This window comes from Streptomyces sp. NPDC026515, assembly GCF_055567595.1.
Window position 1 is genome coordinate 41,939 of record NZ_JBVHQD010000009.1, and the last position, 15,195, is coordinate 57,133.

A 15,195-nucleotide genomic window follows, 5' to 3' on the forward strand; every position below is an offset into this window, starting at 1 on the left:
CGTCGCCGGCCTGGGCGGTGTGGCCGGGCACGCCCCCGCCAGGAACCCGTGTCGGCCGGCTGTCGGCCGGTGTCGGCGGCCTGTCGGTGGTTTGTCGGTGGGGCCTGGCACGGTTCTTCCCATGACGCGAATCGACAACACCGCCGTGACCGTACGGGGGCTGGTGAAGCACTACGGCGACACCAAGGCTCTCGACGGAGTTGATCTGGACGTCCGCGAGGGCACCGTGATGGGTGTCCTCGGGCCGAACGGGGCCGGCAAGACGACCATCGTCCGGATCCTGTCCACGCTGCTGAAGCCCGACGCCGGTCAGGCCACCGTCGCCGGCTACGACGTCCTTTCCCAGCCCCGCCAGCTGCGCCGGGTGATCGGACTGACCGGGCAGTACGCCTCGGTCGACGAGAAGCTGCCTGGCTGGGAGAACCTCTACATGATCGGGCGCCTGCTCGACCTGTCCCGCAAGGACGCCCGGGCCCGGGCCGACCATCTGCTGGAGCGGTTCTCGCTGACGGACGCCGCCAAGCGCCCGGCGAGCACCTACTCCGGTGGCATGCGGCGGCGCCTGGACCTGGCCGCCTCGATGATCGGACACCCCCAGGTGCTGTTCCTGGACGAGCCGACCACCGGTCTCGACCCGCGCACCCGCAACGAGGTGTGGGACGAGGTCAAGGCGATGGTCGGCGAGGGCGTGACCGTCCTGCTGACCACCCAGTACATGGAGGAGGCCGAGCAGCTCGCCTCCGAACTGACCGTCGTGGACCGCGGCAAGGTCATCGCCGGCGGCAAGGTGGAGGAGCTCAAGGCCAAGGTCGGCGGGCGGACGCTGCGCGTGCAGCCGGTCGACCCGCTGCAGGTACGGCCGCTCGCCGCCATGATCGACGAGCTGGGCATCACCGGGCTCGCCAACACGACCGTGGACGCCGAGCGGGGCACCCTGCTGGTGCCGATCCTCAGCGACGAGCAGCTGACCGCGGTGGTCGGCGCCGTCACCGCCCGCGGTATCACCATCAGTTCCATCGTCACCGAACTGCCCAGCCTGGACGAGGTCTTCCTGTCCCTCACCGGCCACCGCGCCAGTGCCCCGCAGGACGCCACGCCCGCCGACGACCGCGAGGAGGTCGCCGTATGAGCGCCGTCACCACCACCCCGGCCGTCACCACCCCGGGCGCCGCCGACGCCCGGATCCCGCTGCGCGGGCACCTGCGGCACACCGGCGCCCTGATCCGCCGCAACCTGCTGTGGATCCGGCAGGACCCCGAGTCGATGTTCGACGCGCTGCTGATGCCGGTCGTCTTCACGCTGCTGTTCGTGTACGTCTTCGGCGGCTCGATCGGGCAGGCTCTCGGCGGCGGCCAGGACGGTTACGTCCAGTACGTCATCCCGGGCATGATCGCGATGATGAGCATGACGCTCTCGCAGGGCGTCGGCACCGGCTTCAGCCAGGACTTCAACTCCGGCGTGATGGACCGGTTCCGGTCGCTGCCGATCGGGCGCGGCTCGGTGCTGTTCGCGAAGATCTCCGTCGAGCTGGTGCGGATGCTGTTCGCGACCGCCGTGCTGATGGTCGTCGCCGTGCTGGTCGGGTTCCACATCACCCACTGGGCCGGGCTGTTCGCGGCCGTGGGCCTGTCCGCGGTGTTCGCCTCCTCGATCATGTGGGTGTTCCTCACCCTCGGCGTGATCCTGAAGAGCGCGCAGTCCGTGCAGGCGATGGGGTTCCTGGTGCTGTTCCCGCTGCAGTTCGGCTCGTCGATCTTCGCCCCGACGAAGTCGATGCCGGGCTGGCTGCAGGCCTTCACCGACTACAACCCGCTGTCCACGCTCGCCGACGCGGCCCGCGGCCTGATGATCGGCGGCCCGGTCGCCCACGACCTGTGGATCACGCTGGGCTGGTCGGTGGCGATCACGGCGGTGGCCGCCCCGTACGCGGTCTACAGGTTCCGCACCAAGAGCTGAAGGTCCGGGAGTCCGGATCAGAGCAGGGCGGTGGCCTCCGCGAGGGAGAGGCCACCGCCCTCGGCATACGCGGCCTCGTAGGCGGCGTCGTCGCCGAGTGCGGCGCGGACCCGGGCCTCGGCGCGGGCGTGCAGCCTGCGTTCCATGCCGGAGGAGACATGCCCGGCCGGCTGCAGGGCGTCGGCGGCGCCCAGACAGCGGGCGGCGTCCTGGGCGCGGGCGCCGTCGTCCATGCCGGCCAGGGCGAAGGCGGCGACGGTCAGGCTGGAGGAGCCGGACTGCGGGGTGACGGCCTGGGCCAGTGGGTCGGTGGAGTGCGCTATCGCCTCGCGCAGCTTGGCCAGGGCTTCCTGGTGGCGGCCGTCGAGGGCGTCCACCCAGGCCTCCTGGACGAGGATCATGGCGTCGAAGACCACGAAGTGCGAGATCCTGAACTGATCGCGCAGCAACCGGAGTTGCTCGCGGGCCTCGGTGATCCGGTCGGTCAGCAGCAGCCACACGGTGAGAAAGAGCCGGGCGGCGGGCATCGCCTCGTTGTGGCTGCTGTCGTGATCGGCGATGACCTCGCGCAGCAGCCGTTCACCACGCTCGATCTCGCCCAGTTCGAGCAGCGCCATGCCGAGGCGGGCGTTGAGCACCGCGACCTGGGTGCGGGCGTCGAGCCGTCCGGCGCGCTCGATGGCGGCCTCGTAGTCGTCGGCGGCCTCCCGGTACTCCCCCATGCGTTCGCGGGACTCGGCGCGCGCCGAGAACGCCTCGGCGGTGCCCCAGTCGTCCCCGAGGCGCCGGAAGATCTCCAGGGCCTCGTCCGCGTCACGGGTGGCGGCACCGGCCGAGGTCGCGAAGTTGGCGAACACGTTGGCGCGCAGCTGGAGGGCGCCGGCGAGTTCCCACTCGTAGCCGGGTGTACGACGGCAGGTCTCCACTCCGGCGTCGACGATGGTACGCAGCTGCTCCAGGCCGCCGGTCAGCATCACGGCGAAGAACCAGAACATGCCGGGGGCCCGGCAGGTCTGCGGCAGGCCGGGCTGGTAGGCCTGGACGACGGCGCGCATCTTGGCCTGCGCGGCCGGGGTCTGCCAGGCGTCCAACTCGGTGTCCATACAGGCCAGGTGAGCCAGATGGATGCCACGCCGGGCCTCGACGAGGAGCTCTCCGGCGTACGGCGGCGGGGTGTCGTGCACGCGCTGCCAGACCGGTTCCGCGCGGCGGACCGGCTCGGCGAAGGGGTCCGGACCGAGGGCCATGATGTCGGCGCACCAGGTACGGGACTCGACCCGCTTGTCACGCAACTGCCAGTACCAGACCAGGGAGTGGGCCAGGCACAACGCCTCGTGCTCGTCCTTGGCGGCGATGGCGTGACGGATGGCGGTGCGCAGGTTCTCGTACTCCAGCTCCAGCCGGGCCACGGCGGCGCGCTGGCCGGTGCCGCGCAGCAACGGGTCCACGGTGCGGGCGAGTTCGCGGTAGTACGTCAGATGGGCGCGCTCGGCGGCCGGACGGTCACCGCTTTCGTCCAGGCGGGCACCGGCGTACTCGGCGACGGTCTCCAGGAGCCGGTAGCGCATCCCCTGCCCGTCCGAAGGGGCGGCGACGACCAGGGACTTGTCGACCAGGGAGGCGAGCGCGTCGAGGGCGGCGGGGCCGCAGACCGCCTCGGCGGCGGCCAGGTCGCAGCCGCCCGCGAACGCGGAGAGCCGGCCGAGGACGCCGCGTTCGTCGGCGTCGAGCAGGTCCCAGGACCAGTCGACCACGGCGCGCAGGGTCTGCTGGCGGGGCAGCACGGTACGGCTGCCGGAGGTGAGGAGACGGAAACGGTCGTCGAGCCGGTCGGCGATCTGCCGGGGCGTGAGCATCCGCAGCCGGGCGGCGGCCAGTTCGATGGCGAGGGGCAGTCCGTCCAGGCGGCGGCAGATCTCGGCGCAGGCCGCCGTCGTCTCCTCGTCGGCGTCGACCGTGAAGCCCGGCCGGGCCGCGGCGCCCCGGTCGGCGAGCAGCCGCAGCGCCACCGGGTCGGGCAGCGGCTCCACCGGCCGCAGCAACTCCCCCGGGACACCGAGGGGTTCACGGCTGGTGGCGAGGATCGTCAGGTCCGGGCAGCGTTCGAGGAGCCGGGCCGCGAGGTCGGCCGCCGCGTCGACGACGTGCTCGCAGTTGTCGAGGACGATCAGCAGCCGGCGCCGGGAGCAGTGGTCGACGAGCCGCTCGACCGGGTCGTCGTGCCGGTCGGCGGCGGCCCGCATGCCTTCGGCGCCGGCGCCGTAGAGCACGGTCTCGCGGGCACCGAGGGCGCTGAGCACGGCCTCGGGGACGTCCGCCGGGTCGTCGACGGGGGCCAGTTCGGCCAGCCACACCCCGTCCCGGACGGTGTTCCGCACGGACTCGGCGGCCTCCTGGGACAGCCGGGTCTTGCCGGCCCCGCCGGGCCCGAGCAGGGTGACCAGCCGGGCGGCGGCGAGGTCGCCCCGGATGACCTCCAGGTCCCTGTCGCGTCCGACGAAGGAGGTGAGCCGGGCGCGCAGGTTGCCGGGCCTGGACGGCACCTCGGGTGCCGCCGCCGGATCGAGCAACTCGGAGTGCAGGGACCGCAGTTCTGCCCCGGGGTCGGAACCGAGCCGGTCGGCGAGCAGACGCCGTACGTCGTCGTAGGCGGCCAGCGCCTCGGCGGTACGGCCGCAGGCGTGCAGGGCGCGCAGGCGCAGCGTCTGGAGGGGTTCGTCCAGGGGGTGGGCGTCGCACAGGGCGGTCAGCTCGGGCAGGGCCTGTTCGGCGTGGCCGAGGCCGAGGGCCGCGGTGTGGCGGGCGCGCAGCGCGTCCAGACGGCGGACGTCGACGCGGGCCGCCTCGGCGGTACGGTCGGGCAGGTCGGCCAGGGCCGGGCCGTGCCACAGGGCGAGGGCGTCGTCGAGGACGGTCGCCGCCTTGGCGGGGTCGCCGTCGGCGAGCGCGCGCAGGCCCTCGCCGGTGAGCCGCTCGAAGCGGTGCAGGTCGATGTCGTCGGAGGCGGCCGCGAGCCGGTAGCCGCCGCCGGTGGACTCGATCGCGTCCGCGCCGAGCGCCCGGCGCAGCCGGCCCACCAGCGCCTGGAGGGCGCCACCGGCGTCCGCGGGCGGGTCCTCGCCCCACACCTCGTCGACGAGCAGCCCGGCGGGCACCGCGCGCCCGGGCCGCAACGCCAGCACGGTCAGCAGGGCACGCAGCCGTGCCCCGCCCACGGGGACGGCCGTGCCGTCGGGGCGGAGGGCCTGGGTGGTGCCGAGAATCGCGTAGCGCACGGGGTCCATTGTCCCTGGGGACGCCCGGACCCCGCTGGCGGGTTTCAGATGCGCATGAACTGCGAGGAGTCGAGGGTGAGGGTCTGGTCGGCTACGGGAACGGTGATCTCCTCGCCGAAGAGGCCGGACTGCGTGCACTGATAGGTGCCGCCTTCCGGCTGGGTCAGGAGCGTCCAGGTCGCGGAGAGCACGTCGACGATGAGGTACACCGGAATGCCGCGCAGTGCCTAGTGGCTCGGCTTCGTGTCGAAGCCCCGGTTCTTGCTCTCCGGGGAGACGACTTCGACGACGAAAGGCAGCAACGCCTCGTTGATCTCGCTCTCACCCGGGTGAACCTGGTCCAGCGGCAGCGCCACGGCATCGGGTTCGGGCTTGTATCCCTCTCGGGGCGGGACCAACGAGAACTCGCCGACCGCCGCCCAGCCGGGCAGCCCGGCCTCGATCTGGTTCTGGATGCGCCGTGCCGTTGTCGTGTGCGCCTGGGTTACCGGTACCGATGTCAGACCGTTCTCCGTCAGCCGGAGGCGCGCGCTACGCGGGACACCGATCCGGTTCTGGACCAGTTCAACCCATCCGTCTGCGATCGTCATGAGCACCCCATGGTTCGACTTGATATCAGCGTGACGACCACCAGGAACCCACAGCCCTCCGCATGACGTCCTTCATCCGTCACCTGTACGGTCGACCCCGCACGCCACCACCGACGCGCCCCAGGAGTCCCGGACCATGACCGCCACCACCACCCGCCACAGCGACCGGCGGATCTCTCCCGTCTTCGTCGGGATCGCGGCCGTCACCGCGGTCACCGGGTGGGCCACCTGGTCCGGGTTCGCCGAGCAGCCCGGGGTCGCCGTGTTCCTGTTCGTGACGGCGGCCTGGATCGTCTCGCTGTGCCTGCACGAGTACGCGCACGCGCGCACCGCCCTGCACAGCGGTGACATCACCGTGGGCGCGAAGGGCTACCTGACCCTGAACCCGCTGAAGTACACGCACGCCCTGCTGAGCATCGTGCTCCCCGTGCTGTTCGTGATCATGGGCGGGATCGGTCTGCCGGGCGGCGCGGTCTTCATCGAGCGCAACCGGATCCGCGGCCGCTGGCGGCACAGCCTCATCTCGGCGGCCGGCCCGCTGACCAACGTGGTCTTCGCCGCCGTCTGCACCGCACCGTTCTGGCTGCACTCCCTGGACGGCGTGCCGCGCGACTTCCGTTACGCCCTCGCCTTCCTGGCCCTGCTCCAGGTCACGGCCGCGATCCTGAACTTCCTGCCGGTGCCGGGCCTGGACGGCTACGGCGTGATCGAGCCCTGGCTGTCGTACGGCATCAAGCGCCAGGTGGAGCCGTTCGCCCCCTTCGGCCTGCTCTTCGTCTTCGCGCTGCTGTGGGTGCCGTCCATCAACAGCGCGTTCTTCGACGTGATCGACACGCTGCTGCGGGGGCTGGGCGTCGACTCCGACTCCCAGTACTGCGGCTACGCGCTCTACCGCTTCTGGCAGGGGACGAACGACTACTGCTCGGCCGGCTGATCCTCACGCGGTGAGCGGGAACTCCTCGCCGAGTTCCCGGAACATCTCCGTGTTGAGGGCGAACGCCCGCTTGCACTCGGTGATGATCCGCTGCCGCTCCAGGTCGTCGGCGTCCACCGCGTCCAGGAGGTCGCGGTAGCCGCGCTTGAGGGCGGCGGGGTTGGCGACCTGCTCGAAGACGTAGAAGCGGACGCCGTCGCCCTTCCTCTCGAAACCCCAGGTCCGCTCGGCCCGGTCCCGGATGATCTGGCCGCCGGAGAGGTCACCGAGGTAGCGGGTGTAGTGGTGGGCGATGTAGCCGGCGGGCCAGGCCTCGGCGCACTCCCGTATCCGGGCCGCGTACTCCTCGGTGGCCGGCAGCGCCGCGAGTCCCGCCCGCCATCCGGCGCCGCGCAGGTGCGCGAGGTCCCGCTCCAGCGCGGCCAGCCGGAACAGCTCGGGCTGCACGAAGGGCCCGGCCACCGGGTCCGACGCCAGCCGTGCGGCCCCCCTCTCCAGTGCCTCGTACACGAACCACAGCTGTTCGGTGTAGCGCGCGTAGGCGGCCACGCCGTGCCGGCCGCCCAGCAGGTCGCTCATGAACGTCGAGGCCTCCGCCACCGCGTGCTGCTCGTGGGACGCGGTGCGGATGAGTGCCGAGAAGGAGTCCATGGGCATATCCTCTAAGGTAAGCCTTACCTAAGTCAACGCCTTGCCAACGCCCTGTCGGGAAAGTTACCGACACCATGTCGGTAAAAGCGTACCCGAAAAAAGGCCCGCCCTCCGACGCGGAGGACGGGCCCGGCGAAACGGCGGGGCTGGGCCCTGTCGTTCGGATCAGGTCGCTAGGGCAGGGTGAGGATCTCCGCGCCGGTCTCGGTCACCACCAGGGTGTGCTCGAACTGGGCGGTCCGCCTGCGGTCCTTGGTGACGACCGTCCAGCCGTCGTCCCACATGTCGTACTCGTGCGTCCCGAGCGTCAGCATCGGCTCGATCGTGAACGTCATCCCGGGCTGCATCACGGTCGTCGCGTGCGGGCTGTCGTAGTGCGGGATGATCAGCCCGGAGTGGAACGACGAGTTGATGCCGTGGCCGGTGAAGTCCCGCACCACGCCGTACCCGAAGCGCTTGGCGTACGACTCGATGACCCGGCCGATGATGTTGATCTGCCGGCCGGGCTTGACCGCCTTGACCGCCCGGTCGAGGGACTCCCGGGTCCGCTCGACCAGCAGCCGGCTCTCCTCGTCGACGTCCCCGACCAGGTAGGTCGCGTTGTTGTCGCCGTGCACCCCGCCGATGTACGCCGTCACGTCCAGGTTGACGATGTCACCGTCCTGGAGGACCGTCGAGTCCGGAATGCCGTGGCAGATGACCTCGTTGAGGCTGGTGCACAGCGACTTGGGGAAGCCGCGGTAGCCGAGCGTGGAGGGGTAGGCCCCGTGGTCGCACATGTACGTGTGCGCGACCTTGTCCAGCTCGTCGGTGGTCACCCCCGGCGCGATGATCTTCGCCGCCTCCGCCATCGCCTGCGCGGCGATACGGCCGGCGGTCCGCATCGCCTCGATGGTCTCCGGGGTCTGCACCTCGGGCCCGGTGTACGGGGTCGGCGCGGGTTTGCCGACGTACTCGGGGCGGCGGATGTTTCCGGGTACCGAACGGGTGGGAGACAGCTCCCCTGGTACGAGCAGCGACTGGCCAGACATACCAGCGAGTCTAACCAGCGGACATGCGGGAACATGTGGATGGCGAAAGGAGCGTTCATGGCCCTGTTCAAGAAGCGGACCGTCGGTAAGCCGGGTGAGTGGTACTACTGCCTGGAGCACAAGAAGGTCGAGGAGGGCCCCGAGTGCCCTGCCAAGGACCGGTTCGGCCCCTACGCCACCCGTGGGGAGGCCGAGCACGCGATGGAGATGGCACGGGAGCGCAACCTCCAGTGGGAGAACGATCCGCGCTGGCACGACGCCCCGGCCGGGGACTCCTCCGAAGAGAGCTGATCAGAGCCGGGTGGGTGCGGCCGCGCGCTGGGCGCGCAGCCGCACGGCGTGCTCGTTGGTGCGGGCGTCGTACGCCATCAGCGCGGGCAGGCACAGGGCCAGCAGGCCGACCGCGCCCGTGCACAGCAGGCCGCCCACGCCGACGGACGCCCGGACGCCCAGCCGTCCGGCCATGCCACCGGCACGCACCTGGCCGAGGGTCGGCCCGACCGAGTACGACAACAGCTCGATCCCGGCGAGCCGGCCGCGCAGCTCGTCGGGGATCGTCTGGTTCCACATGGCGCCCCGGAAGATCCCGCTGACCATGTCGCAGCCGCCGGCCACGGCCAGCAGGAACAGGACCAGCCACACGTGGCGCACGGCGCCGGCGGCGGCGATCGCCAGGCCCCACAGCGCCGCCGACAGCACCACCATCCGCCCGTGCCTGCGCACCCGCCCGGTCCAGCCGCTGACCAGGCTCACGAGGAGGGAACCGGCCGGGATGGCCGCGTACATCAGCCCGAGCGACCACTTCGCGTCCAACTCGTCGGCCAGGAACGGCAGCACGGCGAGCGGCATCGCCAGGAACATCGCCGCGAGGTCCACGGCGTAGGTACCGAGGAGTTCCTTGCGGCCCCAGGCGTAGCGGGCGCCCTCCGCGATGGAGCGCAGCGAGGGCTTCACGGCCTCGTGGGCGGCGGGGGACGCCGCGATCGGCACGATCAGCACGACCGAGACGGCGAACGTGACGAGGTCGGCGCCGTACGCCCAGCCGAGGCCCGCGTACGCCACGACCAGACCGGCGACGGCGGGCCCGGCGACGCCGCCGACCGTCCAGCGGAACGAGTTGAGGGCGGCGGCGGCCGGGAGGTCGTCGTGGGCGACGATCCTCGGCCACAGCGAGTCGAGGGCGGGGCGCTGGACCGAGCCCAGTGCGGCCGAGAGCGCGGCGACGGCGTACAGCGGCCAGACGGCCGGGCGCGGCAGCAGGGCGTTGAGCAGCAGGGCCGCGCTGAGCAGGCCCTGACCGGCCTCGGTCCACAGGATGAGCAGCCGTTTGTCGAGGGCGTCGGCGAGGGCCCCGCCGTAGAGGCCGAAGAGGATGAGCGGGATCAGCTCCACCGCGCCGATGGCCCCCACGGCGGTCGCGCTCCCGGTGAGGTCCTTGATCTGCACCGGGAGCGCCACGAACGTCAGGAAGGTCCCGAAGTTGCTGATCAGGCCGGAGGCCCACAGCCGACGGAAGTCGACGGAGGCCCGCCAGGGGGCGAGGTCGGGAAGCACGGTCACGCTGAGCCATGCTGAACGGCCGCCGACGCCGCCTCAACCGCTTTTCCGTCACCCACCCGACTCGGTCGGCGCAGGGGCGGGGAAGAACCTTCTCCGGTGCGGCCGGAGGCAGGTGGCCGGCCGGGGCGGGCGGAGATCACCAGGGGGTCGGGGGCGGGGCCGTCACCGTCTCGGCCAGCCTGGACAGGCGGTCCCTGAAGCGGCGGCGGGCTCGCGGAGACGGTCCGTTCTCCCCCGTCGCCGCGCTGACCAGGTGCTGGACCGTGTCCAGGTCCAGTTCCGCGCCGTCCGGGACGGTGAGCGTCTCGTGGGCCATCGCCGTCAGCGCGTCGTCGGCCGTGGCGGACAGCGCCAGTACCGTCACGCCGGCCCGGCGGGCGGTGTGCACGTGGTCCAGGAGCGGTGCCGACGCGGCCGGCGCCACCACCAGCAGCGTCTCCCCCCGGCGGGCCGCCCCGATGCGGCCGAGGCCGGCGGCGAGATGCGCCGGGTCCGTGGGGCGGGCCCCGTGCCGTACCAGCGTCGGCGCCAGTTCCGGCGTACCGGACCACGTGGCCTCGTCCACGAGGTGCGCGGCGAGGTGCCACGGCTCGTACTCCGGGGTGCCGAGCAGCAGCAGTCCGCCGCCGTGATTCACCACCGAGCCCCGCAGCGCGCCCGCGAAGCGCCGCGTCGCCCCCAGCCACTCGGTTCCGGCGAGCACTTCACGCAGCAGTGCGACCCGTACGGCGTCCATGTCCCGGCATACTGCCGCAATCGGTCACTCGTGACGCGGAGTTCACCGCGAATTCGCCCGACCCGGGGAGAAGGCGGCCCATGAGCGACGTAGAGGCAAGCGTTCCCTTTCGCGCGGGCACCGAGGGCTACGCCAGTTTCCGGATCCCGGCCGTGGTGGTCTCCCGGGCGGGCACCGTGCTCGCCTTCTGCGAGGGCAGGGTCGACTCCGCCGCCGATCACGGGCACATCGAGGTGGTGCTGAAGAGGTCCACCGACGGGGGGCGTACCTGGGGGGCGCTGCAGGTCGCCGCGGGCAACGGCACCGACCTCGCCGGCAACCCCGCCCCGGTCGTGCTGGACACCGGCCGGATCCTGCTGGTCCACGTCCGCAACGCCGCCTCCGCCACCGAGGACGCCATCCTGCGCGGACAGGTGCCGGAGGCGGACGGGCGGCGGGTGTGGGTGCGGCACAGCGACGACGACGGGATGACGTGGTCCGCCCCTACGGAGATCACCGAGACGGTGAAGAGGGCCGGGTGGCGGTGGTACGCGACCACACCCGGGCACGCCGTCCAACTGCGCACCGGACGGGTCGTCGTGGCCGCGAACCACACCCTCGCGCCGACCGGGACCGACAACGGCACCGAGGCCAGGTACAACAGCGGGCACTGTCTGCTCAGCGACGACCGGGGCGAGACCTGGTACCTCGGCTACGTCGACGAGAACACCGACGGCTACATCAATGTTAACGAGACCTCCGCGGCCGAACTCCCCGACGGGCGGGTCTACTTCAACACCCGCAACGACTCGCCGTCGCCGGGCAGCCGGGCCGACGCGCACTCGGCGGACGGCGGGCGCACGCTGGTGAAGCCGTTCCGGCCGCAGGCCGGGCTCACCGCGCCGGTCTGCGAGGCCAGCGTGCTGCAACTCCTCGGTCCCGACGTGCTGTTGTACTCCGGCCCCGCGGACCCGGCGACCCGTGCCCTGATGACGATCCGCGCCTCCGCCGACGGCGGGACCACCTGGCGGCCGGTGTACACGGTCGACGGGCTGCCCGCCGCCTACTCCGACCTGACCCGGGTCGACGCCGAAACGGTCGGCCTCCTGTACGAGACGGGCGACTTCAGCGCGTACACGACGATCACCTTCCGCAGGGTGCCCGTGAACCGGCTCACCTGACCGGGTGCGGCCGCCACCACGCACGTAGAGTCGGCCCATGACCTCTTCCGACACTTCCGACAGTGCACAGCAGGCGGCGGCCGAGAAGGCCCCCGCCAAGGATCCCTGGGACCTGCCCGACGTCTCCGGCCTGGTCGTGGGTGTGCTCGGTGGCACCGGCCCGCAGGGCAAGGGCCTCGCCTACCGGCTGGCCCGGGCCGGCCAGAAGGTGATCATCGGCTCCCGGGCCGCGGAGCGCGCGCAGGCCGCCGCCGGCGAACTCGGGCACGGTGTCGAGGGTGCCGACAACGCCGAGTGCGCGCGGCGCAGTGACATCGTGATCGTCGCCGTGCCGTGGGACGGGCACGGCAAGACGCTGGAGTCGCTGCGCGCGGAACTGGCCGGGAAGCTGGTCGTGGACTGCGTCAACCCGCTCGGCTTCGACAAGAAGGGCGCCTACGCGCTCAAGCCGGAGGAGGGCAGCGCGGCGGAGCAGGCCGCGGCGCTGCTGCCGGACTCCCGGGTCACGGCAGCCTTCCACCACCTGTCGGCGGTGCTGCTCCAGGACCCGGAGGTCGAGGAGATCGACACCGATGTGATGGTGCTGGGCGAGGCGCGCCCGGACGTGGAGATCGTGCAGGCGCTGGCCGGGCGCACCCCGGGGATGCGGGGCATCTTCGCGGGGCGGCTGCGCAACGCCCACCAGGTGGAGTCGCTGGTCGCCAACCTGATCTCGGTCAACCGGCGCTACAAGGCACACGCCGGGCTCCGCGTCACGGACGTCTGAGCGGATGGGGGACACTGGTGGCTGCCCCCACCGGTGTCCCCCGGCCGACCGATCCCGAAAGTGACTCCGCCATGCCCCGCCTCGCCCTCTACTCCCTGGCCGTCTGCGTCCTCGCCGTCGTCGCCGCCGTCGTCTCCTTCGTCCGGGGCAGCTGGCCGATCGGTGTCGTCTGGGTGCTGCTGACGGGGCTGTCGTCGAACATGACCTGGTACTACGTGCGGCGCGGGCGCGCGGACAAGCCGGTCGCTAGCTGAGACCCGGCTGCCGTTCGGCGCCCTCCAGGAGGACCCGCCCGCCGATCTCCACCCAGCCGTACGGCTGCGGTGCCGTGAGGATCTGCGAGCCCCGGCCCTGGGTGATGTTCAGGGCGCGGCCCAGCCGGTCGGTGAGCAGCAGCGCGGCCGCGCCGGTCGCCTCGTCCTCGTCGATGCCGTCGCCGCGGCCGGGGAAGGCCCGGGCCCGGACCCGCCCGGCCGGTTCGTCCTCCCACGCCCAGGCGTACACCCACTCCCCGGGCCCGGGCACCGGCAGGGCGTCCACCTCGGCGGCCGTCGCGTACTGGCGCAGGGTGCGCGGCGGGGCCCACTCGGGGCGTGCCTCGATCCAGCTGAACTCCCCGTCCAGCCGGGCGCCGACCACACCGGCCGGTGTGACCAGTTCGGGCACGTCCAGCAGCCACGCGGTGCCGACGCAGGGGTGGCCGGCGAAGGGCAGCCGCAGGGTGGGGGTGTAGATGTCGACGACCCCGCGCTCGGGGTCGTCGACGAACACGGTCTCGCTGAATCCGAGTTTCGCCGCCAGCGCCTGCCGGTCCTCCCGCGCGGGCAGCAGCGAGCCGTCCCGGACGACCCCGAGTTCGTTGCCGTATCCGCCGTTCGCCGCGCAGAAGACCCGCAGCACGTCGTAGTCAGTCACTCCGGCATTCAAGCACCGCGGCGGCGGCCGGGTCGCCCCTTGCGAGGGCTCTGCGGCCGCCGCCGGGCGGGGATCACGCCTCGGTGCGGCGCCTGCGCATCGCGAACACCACGCCCGCGCCCGCCGAAACCGTGACGGCGGCGGCCGTGCCGAGGGCGGCGGCCGGAAGGGCCGAGCCGGTGGAGGCGAGACTGCCGCCGGTGCCGCCGGTGATGGAACCGGTGACGCCGCCGCTCGCCGAGCCGGCTGCGTCCGTGGCGGTCGTCCTCCGCGTCAGACCGGCGGAGCCGGCCCGTCGTAAGCCCGAAACGGCTTGCTTGACCTTCCCTTGACCATTCCTTGGTGGCGGTTTTTCGCCGCCGAGATCAAGCCGTATCTGTGATCTATCCGTGTCCGGTCAATCCCGACCCGGGTGGGTACCAGTGAGGTAAGCCTCATGTAACTTAGGTCAGCCTCACCACACCTCCCCTGCTTGGAGCCTGCATGCGTGCCGTCCGACTCACCGTCACCGCTGCCGCCACCGTGGCCGCTCTGACCGCCCTCTCGGCCTGCACGGCGAAGAGCGACGCCAAGGGCGACGACGCGATCCAGGTGACCGCTGCCGACGCCAAGTGCGAGACGTCGGTCAAGTCCGTGCCGGCCGGGCAGGTCACGCTCGCCATCGAGAACACGGGCTCCAAGGCCACCGAGGTCGAGATCCTCTTCCCCGACGACCGCATCGTCTCGGAGAAGGAGAACATCGGCCCGGGCACCAAGTACACGCTGACCGCCGAGGTGAAGGCGGGGTCGTACGAGATAGCCTGCCGCCCCGGGATGAAGGGGCACGGCGTGCGGCAGAAGCTGACCGTCACCGGCTCCGGTGCGGCCGCCAAGCGCAACCCGACGCTCGACAAGGCCGTCGCCGACTACCGCGAGTGGGCCCAGGGCGAGGCCGACGCGACGATCCCGAAGGTGGAGACGTTCGTCGACGCCATCAAGGCCGGCGACCTCACCGCCGCCAAGAACGCCTACGCCCCCTCCCGCGTCGGCTGGGAGAGCACCGAGCCGATCGCCGAGTCCTTCGGTGACATCGACCCCAAGACGGACACCCGCGCCGACGGCCTGGAGAAGGGCCAGAAGTGGACCGGCTGGCACGCGCTGGAGAAGGCGCTGTGGCAGGACAAGAAGATCGGCGCCGAGCAGAAGACCCTCGCCGACGAGCTGCTCACCGACCTGAAGGACTGGCAGCAGCGGGTCGGCAAGGCCGAGATCACCCCCACCTCCATGGCCAACGGCGCCAAGGAACTCCTCGACGAGGTCGCCACCGGCAAGGTCACCGGCGAGGAGGACCGCTACTCGCACACCGACCTCAGCGACTTCAAGGGCAACGTGGACGGCGCGCAGAAGGCGTACGAGCTGCTGAAGCCGGTCGCGCAGAAGAACGACGCGGCCCTGGTCACCGAGCTGGACAAGCAGTTCGCCGCGCTGAACACGCTGCTCGACAAGTACCGCACGACCGCCACCTCGGACGGCTTCGTGTCGTACGACAAGGTCACCAAGGCTCAGCGCAAGGAGCTGTCGGACGCGGTCAACGCGCTCGCGGAGCCGCTGTCCAAGCTCGCCGCGACCGTCGTCAAGTAAG

At 71.8% G+C, this 15,195-nt stretch carries 16 protein-coding genes; 8 read left to right on the plus strand and 8 right to left on the minus strand.

The window, feature by feature from the left end; translation table 11 throughout:
- Positions 1–121: 121 nt before the first annotated feature.
- Positions 122–1,129 (plus strand): ATP-binding cassette domain-containing protein, encoded by a 1,008-nt coding sequence (locus ACZ4O3_RS20010; RefSeq protein WP_362730992.1) that lies wholly within the window; start codon positions 122–124, stop codon positions 1,127–1,129.
- Positions 1,126–1,956, plus strand: coding sequence for an ABC transporter permease (locus tag ACZ4O3_RS20015; RefSeq protein ID WP_362730990.1), 831 nt, complete (start codon positions 1,126–1,128; stop codon positions 1,954–1,956). The genes ACZ4O3_RS20010 and ACZ4O3_RS20015 overlap by 4 nt, the downstream gene beginning before the upstream one ends.
- 17 nt (positions 1,957–1,973) lie before the next feature.
- Here ACZ4O3_RS20015 and ACZ4O3_RS20020 read toward each other — a convergent pair whose 3' ends face one another.
- The 3 genes from ACZ4O3_RS20020 to ACZ4O3_RS20030 are packed head-to-tail and all read right to left on the minus strand — an operon-like array spanning position 1,974 to position 5,821.
- Positions 1,974–5,240 (minus strand): AfsR/SARP family transcriptional regulator, encoded by a 3,267-nt coding sequence (locus ACZ4O3_RS20020; RefSeq protein ID WP_467723306.1) that lies wholly within the window; start codon positions 5,238–5,240, stop codon positions 1,974–1,976.
- A 35-nt stretch (positions 5,241–5,275) separates the two neighbouring features.
- Complete coding sequence (locus ACZ4O3_RS20025) at positions 5,276–5,440, minus strand: hypothetical protein (protein WP_467723308.1); 165 nt, start codon at positions 5,438–5,440, stop codon at positions 5,276–5,278.
- A gap of 18 nt (positions 5,441–5,458) precedes the next feature.
- Positions 5,459–5,821 carry a hypothetical protein gene (locus tag ACZ4O3_RS20030; RefSeq protein WP_467723310.1) on the minus strand — a complete coding sequence of 121 codons (363 nt, stop codon included), beginning with the start codon at positions 5,819–5,821 and terminating at the stop codon, positions 5,459–5,461.
- Between the two features lie 136 nt (positions 5,822–5,957).
- On the opposite strand from ACZ4O3_RS20030, the gene ACZ4O3_RS20035 reads away from it, so the two are divergent.
- A complete protein-coding gene (locus ACZ4O3_RS20035; protein ID WP_362728144.1) occupies positions 5,958–6,755 on the plus strand; it encodes a site-2 protease family protein in 798 nt (265 codons plus the stop codon).
- A gap of 3 nt (positions 6,756–6,758) precedes the next feature.
- Here the strand turns inward: ACZ4O3_RS20035 and ACZ4O3_RS20040 are convergent, their stop codons facing one another.
- Together ACZ4O3_RS20040 and map are read right to left on the minus strand one after the other, a co-directional pair.
- Positions 6,759–7,406: a biliverdin-producing heme oxygenase gene (locus tag ACZ4O3_RS20040; protein ID WP_467723312.1), complete on the minus strand. Its 648-nt coding sequence runs from the start codon at positions 7,404–7,406 to the stop codon at positions 6,759–6,761.
- Positions 7,407–7,579: 173 nt separating this feature from the next.
- A complete protein-coding gene (map, locus tag ACZ4O3_RS20045) occupies positions 7,580–8,437 on the minus strand; it encodes a type I methionyl aminopeptidase (protein ID WP_467723314.1) in 858 nt (285 codons plus the stop codon).
- Positions 8,438–8,494: 57 nt separating this feature from the next.
- On the opposite strand from map, the gene ACZ4O3_RS20050 reads away from it, so the two are divergent.
- On the plus strand, positions 8,495–8,728 hold the full coding sequence (locus ACZ4O3_RS20050) for a hypothetical protein (protein WP_362728149.1): 234 nt from the start codon (positions 8,495–8,497) through the stop codon (positions 8,726–8,728).
- Here the strand turns inward: ACZ4O3_RS20050 and ACZ4O3_RS20055 are convergent, their stop codons facing one another.
- Both ACZ4O3_RS20055 and ACZ4O3_RS20060 read right to left on the minus strand, forming a co-directional pair.
- The gene (locus tag ACZ4O3_RS20055; RefSeq protein WP_467723316.1) at positions 8,729–9,997 is read right to left on the minus strand and encodes an MFS transporter; all 1,269 of its coding nucleotides are present in this window, start codon (positions 9,995–9,997) and stop codon (positions 8,729–8,731) included.
- Positions 9,998–10,133: 136 nt separating this feature from the next.
- The gene (locus ACZ4O3_RS20060; RefSeq protein WP_362725225.1) at positions 10,134–10,733 is read right to left on the minus strand and encodes a hypothetical protein; all 600 of its coding nucleotides are present in this window, start codon (positions 10,731–10,733) and stop codon (positions 10,134–10,136) included.
- A gap of 80 nt (positions 10,734–10,813) precedes the next feature.
- Between ACZ4O3_RS20060 and ACZ4O3_RS20065 the strand changes: the two genes are divergently transcribed.
- From ACZ4O3_RS20065 to ACZ4O3_RS20075, 3 genes are all read left to right on the plus strand, one after another.
- Entirely contained in the window at positions 10,814–11,893 is a 1,080-nt protein-coding gene (locus tag ACZ4O3_RS20065) for a sialidase family protein (RefSeq protein ID WP_467723318.1), read from the plus strand.
- A 37-nt stretch (positions 11,894–11,930) separates the two neighbouring features.
- A complete protein-coding gene (gene npdG / locus ACZ4O3_RS20070) occupies positions 11,931–12,659 on the plus strand; it encodes an NADPH-dependent F420 reductase (protein WP_467723320.1) in 729 nt (242 codons plus the stop codon).
- Positions 12,660–12,730: 71 nt separating this feature from the next.
- Positions 12,731–12,913: a hypothetical protein gene (locus ACZ4O3_RS20075; RefSeq protein ID WP_362725217.1), complete on the plus strand. Its 183-nt coding sequence runs from the start codon at positions 12,731–12,733 to the stop codon at positions 12,911–12,913.
- Here the strand turns inward: ACZ4O3_RS20075 and ACZ4O3_RS20080 are convergent.
- Complete coding sequence (locus tag ACZ4O3_RS20080; RefSeq protein ID WP_384987465.1) at positions 12,906–13,574, minus strand: PhzF family phenazine biosynthesis protein; 669 nt, start codon at positions 13,572–13,574, stop codon at positions 12,906–12,908. The genes ACZ4O3_RS20075 and ACZ4O3_RS20080 overlap by 8 nt on opposite strands.
- A 483-nt stretch (positions 13,575–14,057) precedes the next feature.
- Here ACZ4O3_RS20080 and efeO point away from each other — a divergent pair, with 483 nt between their 5' ends.
- Positions 14,058–15,194, plus strand: a complete 1,137-nt coding sequence (gene efeO, locus ACZ4O3_RS20085; protein ID WP_467723322.1) for an iron uptake system protein EfeO — start codon at positions 14,058–14,060, stop codon at positions 15,192–15,194.
- Position 15,195: the final 1 nt, after the last annotated feature.

Coding starts and splice junctions, on each gene's coding strand:
- ACZ4O3_RS20010 (WP_362730992.1), top strand. CDS start 122: ATGACGCGAATCGACAACACCGCCGTGACCGTACGGGGGCTGGTGAAG.
- ACZ4O3_RS20015 (WP_362730990.1), top strand. CDS start 1,126: ATGAGCGCCGTCACCACCACCCCGGCCGTCACCACCCCGGGCGCCGCC.
- ACZ4O3_RS20020 (WP_467723306.1), bottom strand. CDS start 5,240: ATGGACCCCGTGCGCTACGCGATTCTCGGCACCACCCAGGCCCTCCGC.
- ACZ4O3_RS20030 (WP_467723310.1), bottom strand. CDS start 5,821: ATGACGATCGCAGACGGATGGGTTGAACTGGTCCAGAACCGGATCGGT.
- ACZ4O3_RS20035 (WP_362728144.1), top strand. CDS start 5,958: ATGACCGCCACCACCACCCGCCACAGCGACCGGCGGATCTCTCCCGTC.
- ACZ4O3_RS20040 (WP_467723312.1), bottom strand. CDS start 7,406: ATGGACTCCTTCTCGGCACTCATCCGCACCGCGTCCCACGAGCAGCAC.
- map (WP_467723314.1), bottom strand. CDS start 8,437: ATGTCTGGCCAGTCGCTGCTCGTACCAGGGGAGCTGTCTCCCACCCGT.
- ACZ4O3_RS20050 (WP_362728149.1), top strand. CDS start 8,495: ATGGCCCTGTTCAAGAAGCGGACCGTCGGTAAGCCGGGTGAGTGGTAC.
- ACZ4O3_RS20060 (WP_362725225.1), bottom strand. CDS start 10,733: ATGGACGCCGTACGGGTCGCACTGCTGCGTGAAGTGCTCGCCGGAACC.
- ACZ4O3_RS20065 (WP_467723318.1), top strand. CDS start 10,814: ATGAGCGACGTAGAGGCAAGCGTTCCCTTTCGCGCGGGCACCGAGGGC.
- npdG (WP_467723320.1), top strand. CDS start 11,931: ATGACCTCTTCCGACACTTCCGACAGTGCACAGCAGGCGGCGGCCGAG.
- ACZ4O3_RS20075 (WP_362725217.1), top strand. CDS start 12,731: ATGCCCCGCCTCGCCCTCTACTCCCTGGCCGTCTGCGTCCTCGCCGTC.
- efeO (WP_467723322.1), top strand. CDS start 14,058: ATGCGTGCCGTCCGACTCACCGTCACCGCTGCCGCCACCGTGGCCGCT.